We start from the raw sequence: 12742 nt of genomic DNA, 5'->3' as shown, positions 1-12742 counted from the left end.
CCGAAGGAAGCGAAAGTCGAAGAAAATTTACCGACAGCGTTATTTCGCAATTCAATCGAAATTATTTAGACGATTTGATTAATTACAACAAAGCACTTTCGCAACGAAACGCTTTATTGAAAAGGTTTTCGGAAAGTAGAAATTTTGAAAAAGAGTCGCTCGATATTTGGAACGATCAATTAATGGGCTACGGAAAAAAAATTTTTTCAGAGCGAAAAAAATTCGTAGATGCTTTTATTCCAACGTTTCAGAAGTATTACGAGTTAATTTCAGGAGGGAACGAAAAAGTTGAGTTAGAATATATTTCGCAATTAAATCGAAATAGTTTTGAAGAGATTTTGGAAAATGCGTTACAGAAGGATCGGGTTTTGCAACATTCTACCGCAGGCATTCACAAAGATGATTTGCAATTTACGATGGATCAATTTCCAGTAAAAAAATTTGGTTCACAAGGGCAACAAAAATCGTATCTCATTGCTTTAAAATTAGCACAATTCGATTTCATTAAAAAAATAAAAGGCACCACTCCTATTTTACTATTGGATGATATACACGATCGCTTAGACGACAAAAGAGTGCGCCAACTCATGGATTTGGTGAGCAGTGAACAATTCGGACAAGTTTTTATTACCGATACCAATGCCTTAAAAATAGAAGCGCTTTTCAATGAAAAAAAAATAGCATTAAAAATGTTTCGTATTAAAAATGGCGCAATCGTATAATTTTCAGAAGCAATTTTTTAGCTTCCAAAAAATAATTTTTCAAAACGCTTTTTAGAATTAATTTCGCGTACATTCCTAACAATTTGTAGCTTTGCGCTATCATCTCTCAAAAAAATATTTTTCGCATGTCTGTAAATAAAGAAATAAAAAAAGTAACTACGCACGTTTTACAAGAAATGAAACGCAAAGGGGAAAAAATTGCGATGCTTACGGCGTATGATTTTTCGATGGCGCGCATTATTGATCATGCTGGAATTGATGTGATTTTGGTAGGAGATTCGGCTTCCAACGTAATGGCTGGTCACGAAACCACGTTGCCAATTACCTTGGATCAAATGATTTATCACGCTTCATCCGTTATTCGCGCAGTAGACAGAGCTTTGGTAGTAGTAGATTTACCTTTCGGTTCGTATCAAGGAAATTCGAAAGAAGCATTAAATTCATCCATCAAAATAATGAAGGAAAGTGGCGCACACGCTGTAAAATTAGAAGGCGGACAAGAAGTAATCGAATCCGTAAAACGCATTTTATCTGCAGGAATTCCGGTGATGGGACATTTAGGATTAACGCCGCAATCCATTTATAAATTTGGAACGTACACCGTTCGCGCGAAAGAAGAAACCGAAGCATTGCGTTTGATAGAAGACGCCAAAAAATTAGAAGAAGCAGGATGTTTTGCCTTGGTGTTGGAAAAAATTCCTGCATCCTTGGCAACAAAAGTAGCAGCGCAATTAACGATTCCTGTAATCGGAATTGGCGCAGGAAATGGTGTAGACGGACAAGTGCTTGTTTTGCACGATATGATTGGTATGACAAATGAATTTAGTCCGCGTTTTTTGAGACGTTATTTGAATCTTTTTGACGATATAAATAATGCTGTGAAAAATTATATTAAGGATATTAAATCGAAAGATTTCCCGAACAATAAAGAACAATATTAATGGTGTATACGCCCGAAATTCTTTACGAAGACAATCATTTAATTATTGTCAATAAAAAGCCATCAGACATTGTGCAAGGCGATAAAACAGGCGATACGCCTTTGAGCGAGCACCTGAAAATTTTCCTGAAAGCGAAATACAATAAACCTGGAGATGTTTTTTTGGGAGTGACGCATCGCATTGATCGTCCGGTTAGCGGAATTGTTATTTTTGCCAAAACCAGCAAGGCTTTGGAGCGCATCAACGAATTGTTTCGCAACAAAGAAATTAAAAAAACATATTGGGCTGTTGTGAAAAATCGTCCGCCGAAAGAGCAAGATCATTTGGTTCACTTTCTAAAAAAAACAGAAGCAAATAATAAATCTAAAGCTTACGAAAAAGAAATAAATGGCGCGCTGAAATCGGAGTTAGAATATCGTATTTTGTGCAGTTCCGACAATTATCATTTGTTGGAAATAAATCCGCTTACAGGCAGACATCATCAAATTCGTGTCCAATTAGCTGCGATTGGTTGTCCGATAAAAGGCGATTTGAAATATGGTTTTAATCGCAGTAATCCCAATGCTTCCATCCATTTGCATTCGCGAAAAGTAGATTTTATTCATCCAGTAAAACAAGAACCTATTTCTATCACAGCGCCGCCGCCAAATGATTCTTTATGGAATGAATTTGTGAAAATGACTTCGAATTTGAAAGTGAAAATTTAGCGTTTGAAAAAATAATTTTTTGAATGGGTTTTTGAAGTGGAAAAGAAATGGCTTCAAAAAATAATTTTTCAATTATTCAAAACTAATTTTTCCAGATCTATTTTTCTTTTTTGCAGAAATATTTTTTTTACCAACCAAGCGCTTTTCTTTGACAGCTTTGCTTACGCGTGTCGCGATTCGTTTTTTCGATTTCAAAAAACTTTTTTTCAGCAGCTCGTAAAACTTTTTTTCTGCGATTTGTTTATTGCCCAATTGCGAGCGTTCTATTTGAACAATAATTTGTAAAATTCCTTCTTTTGTGATGCGTTTCGCAAGCTTCTGAAAAATAATTATTTTCTGTTCTTCCGTTAATAAAATAGAATTTTTTACGTCGAAATCCAATTCCACTTTGGTAGAAACTTTGTTCACATTTTGTCCGCCTTTCCCACCACTACGACTAGTTTTAAAGGTGATTTCAGAACTTAGATTTGGAATTTTTTCAACTGCCATTTTTGTTTTTATTGCGAAATTATTTTTTCTGTCAATGCAAAAATAATATTGTTTTCATTGTCTTCGTCGCTTCTGTTTTCTTCCAATTGAAAATTATTTTTTATCAGAAGGGAAATGGAATGGATATTTTCTCGATGCGTAAATGCTTCGATTTTAGTAAGTTTTAAAACAGAAAAAGCAAAATCAATAATGGGTTGAAAAGCTTCATTCATGATTCCTTTTCGGTGAAATTCAGGAAATAATTCGTAGCCCAATTCTGCCGTTTTTTTATCGTCCGAAAAATTCCATAAACAAATAGTACCCATTAATTTCTCATCTTCTTTTCCTGTAATTGCCCACAACACATTGGCATTTTCAGAAATTCCTTTATTGATTTTTGCAATAAATTTTTGAGCCTCTTCAACTGTTGTTTCTTTTTGTCGTTGCTCAATAAACATATTGACTTGTTTGTTGGAACGAAGCGAGGAAATAGCCACATCGTCGCTATTTTCAAGCTGACGTAACATTAATCGTTCGGTGGTAAAAATCGGAAAAGGAATAAAATAATTTGTTTGCATACGTTTTATTTCAATTATAGAAGAGCAAAAAAAACGCCTCGAAAAAATATTTTTTCGAGGCGTTAAAATCAGTTTGAAAAATTATTTTTTTGAAGTGCTTGTTTCAGCAACATGTTTTCTTTCAAAATCAACAACAATTGGTGTTGCGATACAAATGGAAGAATACGTTCCGATGAAAATACCTATCAACAAAGCGAAAGAGAAGCCTTTGATTGTTTCTCCGCCGAATATAAAGATGGCAAGCAATACAAAGAAAATAGTTAAGGATGTATTGATTGTTCTGCTTAAAGTACTGTTCAAAGCATAATTAATAATGGAATTACGTTCAGCAGGTTCCAAGTCTTTTTTGTGCGTTTCTCTCAAATATTCCCTGATTCTATCAAATACCACCACAGTATCGTTGATGGAATAACTCATTACCGTTAAAATCGCAGCAATAAATGCTTGATCTATTTCCAAGGAGAAATTCAAATATCCATGCAATAAAGTAAAGCAACTTAAAATGAAGAGTGCATCGTGAAGCAAAGCTACCACGCCTCCCAAGCCATATTGCCATTTTTTGAATCGAATAAAAATGTACACGAACATGATGACGCAAGCAAAGAAAATTGACCACAATGCTTTGGATTTAATATCCGCAGAAACCGTTTCGCCTACTTTTTCGGAGCTCATAATTTCAAAATGATTATTGAGCGGAGCCAAGCCTGTTTTTAATGCTGTTTCTACTTTATTTTCGGCATTGTTAGAGTTGTCATCAATTAAATAAGAAGTAGTAATTTTCAATTGCGTATTTTCTCCGTACGTTTTTACTTCCGGTGCTACACCTCCAAAAGTTTTCGTTAAATCATCGCCTACTTGCGCCGTTGTAACAGGTTGATCAAAACGGACCACATAACTACGTCCACCTTTAAAATCAACACCTAAACTAAAACCTCTTTGTGTGTAAGAAATGATACCCGCAAAAATAACCAATCCTGAAAAAATGTAATAGTATTTACGTTTTCCAACAAAGTCAATTTTAATATTTTTGAAAGCATGTTCTGTAAATTTATTAGAGAAAGAAATTTCTCTGTTTTTATTCAACAAACGTTCAAAAATTAATCTTGAAATAAAAATTGCAGAGAACATAGAACAAAGAATTCCAATAATCAAAGTCGTTGCAAAACCTTGAATGGGTCCTGTTCCGAACACATACAATACGATACCGAGTAAGAGTGTCGTAATGTTTGAATCGACGATGGAAGGCAAGGCGTGTTTATATCCTTCTCTGATGGCAAGCGCTTTTCCTTTTCCGCGATCCAATTCCTCACGTATCCTTTCAAAAACAAGGATGTTCGCATCTACAGACATACCAATGGTAAGTACAATACCAGCAAGTCCAGGTAAAGTAAGAACGGCGCCTAAGGAAGCCAAAACTCCCATTACAAAAAACACGTTCACAAGCATCGCCATATCCGCTACCCAACCGGCTTTGTTGTAATACAAACCCATAAATAATAACACAATAACCATGGCTACCGCAAAGGAAAGTACGCCAGAATGAATGGCTTCTTTACCCAAAGTAGGTCCTACCGTAGCTTCTTGTACAATGTGAGCTGGAGCAGGTAATTTACCAGCTTTTAAAATGTTTACTAAATCGTCTGCTTCACGTACGGTAAAATTACCAGTAATTTGAGATACACCTCCAGCAATTTCGGCTTGTACCGTAGGAAAGGAATATACACTGTTGTCGAGTACAATAGCGATACTTTTTCCGATATTGTCTTTCGTTAATCTTCTCCATGTTTGAGCAGCTTCTGCTGTCATAGTCATGGATATTTGAGGATTTCCTCCTCCTTTTTGATCAAATTCTTTACTAGCATCTGTAATAATATCGCCTGAAAGTGGTGCTTTTCCATCACGGCTGGTAATTTTAATGGCAACCAATTGCAAAGCTGTTCCTTCTTTGTTGAAGGGTTTGAATGTCCATAAAAAACGAATGTTGGGAGGAAAAATCGCTTTTATTTTCGGGTTACTTAAGTACTGGTTAACCACCGATGTATCAATAATACGAGCATAACCAACAACCGGACCAGGCGCTACTTTGTAACCGTCTTTATCTTGATAAACAGCTGGACGCAATACCATGAATAAAGGATTTTCCTTTTTCACTTTTTCCATCGAAGTATCTTTCGGATTTAAACTTCCTTTGGCTGCAGCTTGCGTACCACTATCGTGACTCATTTGCTGCATCAATGATTTAGAAGCCACTTTAGCAGAATCTTTTTTCAAGGAAGCACTGTCTTCTTTTGAAGCTACTTTCTCATTTTTTGCACTTTTTATTTCTTTGTCTGAAACAACTAATTTTTGTGCCGGGTTTGAAAGTGAATTCGAGGTATCTTTTTTCGCGCTTAAAGTAGTATCTATATCTGTTTTAAGGGCAAGCAAATCTCTCAAGCGGTTGTTTGCTTTTTCCAACAAAGGATATACATCTGTATTTTCGTATGTTTCCCAAAATTCCAGATTGGCTGTACCTTCTAATAATTTACGAACACGCTCTTTGTCGCTTACACCTGGCAATTCCACTAAAATCCTACCAGAACCCGATAACAATTGGATATTGGGTTGTGTAACACCAAATTTATCAATCCGCGCACGCAAAGTTTCTTTCGACGTAGCAATGGCTTCATTGACGCTGGAACGTAAAAATTTAATTACATCATCATCGGAAGTATTGTAACTTATTTTATTTTTTAATTCGATGGTTTGGAAATATGCAGACAAATGTGCGTTCGGATTATCTTGTTTAAACGCTTCGCCAAAAAGCGTTACAAAATCTTTTGTAGAAGTTTTTTGTTGTAATTCTGCATCAGCAATGGCTTTGTTAAATCCGATATCAGTATTGTTATTGGAAAGGGAACGAATAATATCCGGTTCCGAAATTTCGAGTGTAATGTTCATTCCTCCACGTAAATCCAATCCTAAATTGATGGCTCTTTCCTTACAATCTTCATACGTAAATTTATTGATAAGAATATCGTAAACAGGCTGATTTTTGATAGAATCCAAATAGAAATTTTGTCTTTCTAAGGAAATAGAATCTAAATAAAAGCTTTCTTTGGCAGCATCATTTCCGGCAAAATCTTTCGCCGATTTTACAACGGCTGGCTTTTGGGAATAATCTTGACCATATTGTTTTGCAGCCTTTTCAACCTTATTGGTTACATAAGTAAATGTGAGGTAATAAGCACAAGTTATTGCTAATAATATCGCGAAAAACCTGATGGCACCTTTGTTTTGCATAATCTAAACGTATTAATTGAAGTATTGTTCTTTCTTTTTTTAAGGGTGCAAATATAGAATATTATTTGTTATTATTTAGAGCCTGTTTATTTTTTTAAAAAGAACATGTATTTTTAAATGATTCTGCTCCGAATTCACTTATGGAATAAGCCTCACGCTAAGCCCTTCCAAAGCAAAGGAAAATGAGGAATTGAGCATTGATTTAGAAATTTAAAGACAATGGCTAACAATAAGCTCAATATTCATACAATCAATAAAATATTCTTATTTATCTGCGTAAAGCGAAAAGCGGGTTCAAAAAATTATTTTTTCGAAGTCCAAAATTGATCTTTAAAAAAGGTGTTTGAAAAATTAATTTTTCAAACACCTTTTTTAATTTATTCGCTTAAAATTATTTTGTAGTAATCGCAGCAATAATTTCCGGACTCATCGGCGTTACGGTAGAAGAGAAAAATTTTACCAATTCCCCTTTTTCATTAATCAAATATTTACAGAAATTCCAAGTTGGCGCTTGATCATTCCATCCGTTCAATTCTTTGTGAGAAAGCCATTTGTACAATGCGCATTGATCATCACCTTTCACCGAAATTTTTTCAAACATCTGAAATTTTACACCGTAATTTTTGGCACAAAATGATTTAATATCACTGCTGGTTCCTGGTTCTTGATGTGCAAAATTATTTGCTGGAAATCCAAGAATCACCACTTTGTCACCATATTGTTCGTGCAATTTTTCTAAATCCGCGTATTGTGGCGTAAATCCGCACTTCGATGCGGTATTTACAATCAATATTTTTTTGCCTTTGTAACGACTAAAATCAATCGTATCGCCATCCAATGATTTCATTTTAAAATCATAAAAAGAAGTACTTGATTTAAGCGTTTGCAAATTGCCGGTTGGTTTCGATAAAATTTCTTTGCAAGCCATCAGCGACAATATAAAAGTGGTTGAAAAAATTATTTTTTTCATGGTTGTTTTTTTAGGATTTAAAATAGGATTCGAAAAATTATTTTTCAAGACGTACGAATTTTATTTGATAAAAGATGTTAAAACGTGAAAGAAAATAGAAATCTGATTACATTTGTTTCCTCGTAACAGACAGCTAAATTAATTATTTTTTTAAGAACATCTTTTTATGACCAAATCCAAAACCATTGTATCGTTTTTAATCCTTACCGGATTTTTGCTTTTTGTTTCCTACAAAGGTTCTGATAGCAATCCGGAGAAACGCCAAGTATTAGAACAAATGATTTTGGATGCCTTGAATACCGCGCATTTTCAACCGCAAGACGTGAACGACAGTTTGTCGGAGCGCATTTATAAATTGTATATGAAACGATTGGATTTCAATAAAAAATTTTTAGTTCAATCCGATGTAGCGCAATTAAAACAATACGAATTTCAATTGGACGACGAATTGAAAGCTGGTAAATTCGACTTTTTTGATTTGTCTATTAAAATAATTAAGGAACGCACCGCGCAAGACGAGCGTTTTTACAAAGAAATTCTTTCAAAACCTTTTGATTTTACGACCAATGATAGTATTCAAACCGACCCCGATAAACTCGCCTATGCGAAAGATACCAACGATTTAAAACAACAATGGTATATTTATTTGAAATACCAAACCATGGCAAGATTGGCAGATTTAATCAACGCGCAAAAAGCAGATTCAACGAAAAAAGATACGGTGGTGAAAAAAAGCTTTTCGCAACTCGAAATCGATGCACGCCAAAAAGTATTGAAATCAAATGCTGATTTTTTTAAACGTTTGGATGGCATCACGGAAAACGATCGCTTGTCTTCGTACATCAGCACCATCGCGAATACGTATGATCCACATACCGAATATTTCGCTCCGAAAGAAAAGCAGAATTTTGACATCGCCATGACTGGACAATTAGAAGGAATTGGAGCGCAATTGCAACAAAAAGACGGAAATATCAAGGTTACCAGCATTGTTCCAGGAAGTGCTTCGTGGAAAGAAGGAGAATTGAAAGCCGGAGATATTATTGAAAAAGTAGCGCAAGGAGCAGCTGAACCAGTAGACGTAATTGGAATGGAATTGGACGATGCGGTACAATTAATACGCGGAAAAAAAGGTACACAAGTAAAATTGACCGTAAAAAAACTGGATGGAAGTACATTGGTAATCCCAATTATCCGTGATATAGTGGTGATTGATGAAACCTATGCACACTCTGCTATCATTGATAATAAAAACAAAATTGGATACATTCGTTTACCTATTTTTTATACTGATTTTGATCGAAATGGTTCCAGAACCTGTGCCGATGATGTGAAAAAAGAATTAATAAAACTTGAAAAGGAAAATGTAAAAGGAATTATTATAGACTTACGCGACAATGGCGGCGGCTCTTTGCAGGACGTCGTAAAAATGGCTGGATTGTTTATTTCGCAAGGTCCTATTGTGCAAGTAAAAAGCAGAAATAGAGAAGCTGTACCATTAAATGACAAAGATCCATCCATCATCTACAGCGGACCTTTAGCCGTAATGGTGAATACCAACAGTGCATCCGCATCCGAAATATTCGCAGCTGCCATTCAGGATTACAAACGTGGAATTATTATCGGCTCGCAAGCTACTTTTGGAAAAGGGACAGTTCAGCAAATTTTTAATTTAGACGATTACCTTTCCGGAAGCTACGATAGCCTGAAACCAATGGGTTCTGTTAAAATTACGATTGAAAAGTTTTATCGCATCAACGGCGGAGCCACTCAAATAAAGGGGGTTACACCCGATATTATTGTTCCGTATGTGTATCAATACATTGACGAACGCGAAAAAGATCAGGATTATCCGCTGCCTTGGGATAAAATTGATGCGGCTACTTATCAAACATGGAATGATCCTGCCATCAATTACCAAAAAATTGAAGCCGAAAGTGAAAAAAGAATTGCAGCCAATCCTACCTATAAATTGATGGAGGAAGAAGCCAATTATTTCAAACAAGAAAAGAAAAAAACAGTTTTTTCACTCAATTTGAAAACCTATCAACAGGAAGATAAAGCCAACAGAACGTATATGAAAAAATACGATGCCATTTATTCAGTTATTCCGCAAATGAAAATTTCTTCCTTAAAAGAAGATGCGTTAACGATGAAAACGGATACTTCTAAAATTGCTCGCCAAGACGCGTGGTTCAAGCTGTTGCAGAAAGACGTGGATTTGTACGAAGCCACTTCCGTGATTAACGACATGAAATAATTGCCGAAAGTTAATGCCCAAACAGAAAGTTAAAAAACAGCTCTTGAAAAATTATTTTTTTGAATTGCTTTTTATTTGTATAGCAGGGATTTTTTTCTCGAGTTGCTCAAAACCCTCATCCATTCACGGAAATAATCCGAAGAACGAAAAAATAAAATTAGCTGAAAAAGATTCGGTGGCTGATTTGCCATTACTGGAGTTTCCGGCACAAGGCAATTCGGATACCATGGCAATTGTACTTTCAGGAGATGGCGGCTGGAAAACGTTAGTGGATAAATTGGCAAATTATTTTGTTTCTAAAAATATTGCTACCGTTGGCTTAGACACAAAAAAAGATTTTTGGAAAGAAGAAAAGCCGCGCGTTTTTGCCAAGCAATTGCAACGCATCTACAATTATTACAGTTTTAAATGGCATAAAAAAAACATCATTTTTGTAGGCTTTTCAATGGGATCGGATGTATTGCCATTTGGTGTCAATCGCCTTCCTCACGCAATCAAAAAAAAAATTTCTGGGGTCGTGATGATTGCTCCCAGCCAAAGTACGAAGTTTGAAATTAAATTAATTAATTATATTTTTCCTTATCGAGATGGTGCGCGCGTTTTGCCAGAAGTAAAACGCTTGAAAAAATATCCGCTGTTTATTATTTGTGATGATAATTCCTATTCACTTTCCATAGTCCTAAAAAAAACAAATTTAAACTACATCGAACTTCCAGGCGGGCATTATTTTGGCGATGCGTACGATAAACTCAATAAAACGATCGGTCACTTTTTAAATTTGGAACCGTATTAGCTAAAAAAGACTTTCCAAAAAATAATTTTTCACGCACAAAAAAACCTCTTCAATCAATTGAAGAGGTTTTTTAATTTCTAAAATAAATTATGCGCTTGCCTTTGCTGTTTTTTCAGTTGCAAAAGAAGCATCTACCAAAATTCTTCCGCAATGTTCGCACACAATAATTTTTTTGTGCATACTAATATCCAACTGACGTTGTGGCGGAATTTTATTAAAACAACCTCCGCAAGCATCACGCTGAACAGTAACAACACCTAAGCCATTAATGGCATTCGAACGAATTCTTTTGTACGCAGATAGCAAACGATCTTCAATTAAACTTTCCGCTACTTTTGATTTTTTCAACAAGGCAGCTTCATCCTTTTCTGTTTCTTTGATGATATCTTCCAACTCATTCTTTTTGGTTTTCAATTCTTTTTTGCGATGCGCCAATTCTTCAGACGATTGCTCGATAATTTCTTTTTTTGAAGCAATTCCCGCTTTGTATTCTTTGATGCGTTTTTCGCTCAATTGAATTTCCAAATTTTGAAATTCCAACTCTTTTGTAATCGAGTCGTATTCGCGATTGTTACGTACTTTATTTTGTTGTCCTTCGTATTTTTTTATCGCAGCATTCGATTCTTTGATAGTGTTCTTTTTCTCCACAATATTTTCTTCGTACGCCGCAATTTCTTTCTCATAATTATCCATGCGCGTTTGCAAACCAGCAACAATGTCTTCCAAATCGTTCACTTCAATCGGCAATTCTCCTCTTACAGTTCTGATTTTGTCTATTTTAGAATCAATATCTTGTAACTGGAACAATGCCTTTAACTTGGCTTGAACAGAGATTTCTGATTTTTCGTCTGCTTGACTTTTTGTTTTTGCCATTTTGTATATATTTTATTGGATTGGTGTATATTTTTGATAAATGGAGTGCAAATTTAGAATTTTTTTTCGATAAAGCATTCGCAAAATAAGAAATTAGAAAAATTGATTTGAAAATGTACCGAGGAAATGTGAGCAGTCATCTTAAACTTGATTCAGAATCTGCGCGAAAAAAATTGAGAATTGATTTGAAAATATGCAGATGTACAAATATTGATTGACAATAATTAAGATGCTGAAAAAAAGTAATTTTTCAAATGAGAATTTAAAGCGGAAGGTTAGCCGTTAAGACCACATAATTTATTTAGTGGTTTAACATCGAAACAATTTTCATAAAAAAAGAAAACGTTACTTTTAAATGGCAACAATTTTAGTAGAGCCGAGACAAATTAGATATTAGTAAATGGATCCTACTTTAATCCCAGCAAACCATTGATTAAATGAACCATTAATATATTTACCATTGTCGAAATTAGCAGGAGCCGAATTAATATAGCTCATTGCCTGATATTGAAACGTAAGCCATAATCTACGCTTCTTCGATATAGGAAAATCAAAATTAAATCCTGAATTATTTTTCTCAGAATTAAAATTACTCCAACCCATAAATACAATTCTGAACTCTTCTGCATCGCCTATCCTATATTCTCCTCTCAGCATAAGTGAGGATGAACTTATAAATAATTTATCACCTACAAACTCACTACTTCCAATAAAAATATTTGTCCATTGTAATTTTACACCTCCCATAGCAGCATATTTTTCGGTTCTGTAACCAACCAAAAATTCATATCCAAACATTCCGGCTGTTGAAAATTTAGACTCAGATTCGTTAAAATAAGTTAATGGTGTACTGGTTAATTTTCCTAAGGTGAGATCAAGAAAAAATTCATCTCGTACACAAATTTTATTTTTTGCACTCATAAAACCTGAAATAATTCTTCCCCCAACTTTTGTATGTAAGCCTATTGCTTTACGAACAGGGATTCCATCAAATTTTAAATTCATTTGAGTGAAAGAAATATCTCCTCTTATTAAATTAGGATCAACATAAACAACTTGTGATTTGAGTTTACCAATACAAGTTAAAAAAAGTCCTAAAAAAATTATTTTTTTATACATAAATTATTTTTTTGAATTATATCAATTAC

The 12742-nt window shown here is 34.6% G+C and carries 11 protein-coding genes; 5 read left to right on the top strand and 6 right to left on the bottom strand.

Translation table 11 applies throughout. The features are described from left to right. The 3 genes from recF to ABIZ51_00350 form a co-directional block, all read left to right on the top strand. On the top strand, positions 1-722 hold a 722-nt coding region (gene recF / locus ABIZ51_00360), incomplete at its 5' end, for a DNA replication and repair protein RecF (GenBank protein ID MEO7087225.1). A gap of 125 nt (positions 723-847) precedes the next feature. Beyond that, complete coding sequence (gene panB, locus ABIZ51_00355; GenBank protein ID MEO7087224.1) at positions 848-1663, top strand: 3-methyl-2-oxobutanoate hydroxymethyltransferase; 816 nt, start codon at positions 848-850, stop codon at positions 1661-1663. After that, complete coding sequence (locus tag ABIZ51_00350; GenBank protein ID MEO7087223.1) at positions 1663-2370, top strand: RNA pseudouridine synthase; 708 nt, start codon at positions 1663-1665, stop codon at positions 2368-2370. The genes panB and ABIZ51_00350 overlap by 1 nt, the downstream gene beginning before the upstream one ends. A 72-nt stretch (positions 2371-2442) precedes the next feature. Here the strand turns inward: ABIZ51_00350 and arfB are convergent, their stop codons facing one another. The 4 genes from arfB to ABIZ51_00330 form a co-directional block, all read right to left on the bottom strand. Continuing rightward, on the bottom strand, positions 2443-2859 hold the full coding sequence (arfB, locus tag ABIZ51_00345; protein ID MEO7087222.1) for an alternative ribosome rescue aminoacyl-tRNA hydrolase ArfB: 417 nt from the start codon (positions 2857-2859) through the stop codon (positions 2443-2445). Between the two features lie 8 nt (positions 2860-2867). Next, the gene (locus tag ABIZ51_00340) at positions 2868-3416 is read right to left on the bottom strand and encodes a GNAT family N-acetyltransferase (protein MEO7087221.1); all 549 of its coding nucleotides are present in this window, start codon (positions 3414-3416) and stop codon (positions 2868-2870) included. An 81-nt stretch (positions 3417-3497) separates the two neighbouring features. Then, positions 3498-6698 (bottom strand): protein translocase subunit SecDF, encoded by a 3201-nt coding sequence (gene secDF, locus ABIZ51_00335; protein ID MEO7087220.1) that lies wholly within the window; start codon positions 6696-6698, stop codon positions 3498-3500. Positions 6699-7089: 391 nt separating this feature from the next. Then, positions 7090-7668 (bottom strand): glutathione peroxidase, encoded by a 579-nt coding sequence (locus tag ABIZ51_00330; protein MEO7087219.1) that lies wholly within the window; start codon positions 7666-7668, stop codon positions 7090-7092. Positions 7669-7834: 166 nt separating this feature from the next. On the opposite strand from ABIZ51_00330, the gene ABIZ51_00325 reads away from it, so the two are divergent. Together ABIZ51_00325 and ABIZ51_00320 are read left to right on the top strand one after the other, a co-directional pair. Further along, on the top strand, positions 7835-9928 hold the full coding sequence (locus ABIZ51_00325) for a carboxy terminal-processing peptidase (GenBank protein ID MEO7087218.1): 2094 nt from the start codon (positions 7835-7837) through the stop codon (positions 9926-9928). A 64-nt stretch (positions 9929-9992) separates the two neighbouring features. Then, positions 9993-10721 carry an AcvB/VirJ family lysyl-phosphatidylglycerol hydrolase gene (locus ABIZ51_00320; GenBank protein ID MEO7087217.1) on the top strand — a complete coding sequence of 243 codons (729 nt, stop codon included), beginning with the start codon at positions 9993-9995 and terminating at the stop codon, positions 10719-10721. Positions 10722-10808: 87 nt separating this feature from the next. Here ABIZ51_00320 and ABIZ51_00315 read toward each other — a convergent pair whose 3' ends face one another. After that, on the bottom strand, positions 10809-11594 hold the full coding sequence (locus tag ABIZ51_00315) for a C4-type zinc ribbon domain-containing protein (GenBank protein ID MEO7087216.1): 786 nt from the start codon (positions 11592-11594) through the stop codon (positions 10809-10811). Positions 11595-11987: 393 nt separating this feature from the next. After that, complete coding sequence (locus ABIZ51_00310; protein ID MEO7087215.1) at positions 11988-12713, bottom strand: hypothetical protein; 726 nt, start codon at positions 12711-12713, stop codon at positions 11988-11990. Between the last annotated feature and the right edge of the window lie 29 nt (positions 12714-12742).

Source organism: Bacteroidia bacterium (genome assembly GCA_039924845.1).
Lineage (GTDB): Bacteria > Bacteroidota > Bacteroidia > DATLTG01 > DATLTG01 > DATLTG01.
The sequence above is the reverse complement of the archived record's forward strand: the minus strand, read 5'-3'. Positions and strand labels throughout refer to the sequence as shown.

Excerpts from the sequence above, each read along its gene's own strand:
- panB (MEO7087224.1), top strand. The coding sequence starts at position 848 with ATGTCTGTAAATAAAGAAATAAAAAAAGTAACTACGCACGTTTTACAA.
- ABIZ51_00315 (MEO7087216.1), bottom strand. The coding sequence starts at position 11,594 with ATGGCAAAAACAAAAAGTCAAGCAGACGAAAAATCAGAAATCTCTGTT.
- arfB (MEO7087222.1), bottom strand. The coding sequence starts at position 2,859 with ATGGCAGTTGAAAAAATTCCAAATCTAAGTTCTGAAATCACCTTTAAA.
- ABIZ51_00340 (MEO7087221.1), bottom strand. The coding sequence starts at position 3,416 with ATGCAAACAAATTATTTTATTCCTTTTCCGATTTTTACCACCGAACGA.
- ABIZ51_00310 (MEO7087215.1), bottom strand. The coding sequence starts at position 12,713 with ATGTATAAAAAAATAATTTTTTTAGGACTTTTTTTAACTTGTATTGGT.
- secDF (MEO7087220.1), bottom strand. The coding sequence starts at position 6,698 with ATGCAAAACAAAGGTGCCATCAGGTTTTTCGCGATATTATTAGCAATA.
- ABIZ51_00330 (MEO7087219.1), bottom strand. The coding sequence starts at position 7,668 with ATGAAAAAAATAATTTTTTCAACCACTTTTATATTGTCGCTGATGGCT.
- ABIZ51_00350 (MEO7087223.1), top strand. The coding sequence starts at position 1,663 with ATGGTGTATACGCCCGAAATTCTTTACGAAGACAATCATTTAATTATT.
- ABIZ51_00325 (MEO7087218.1), top strand. The coding sequence starts at position 7,835 with ATGACCAAATCCAAAACCATTGTATCGTTTTTAATCCTTACCGGATTT.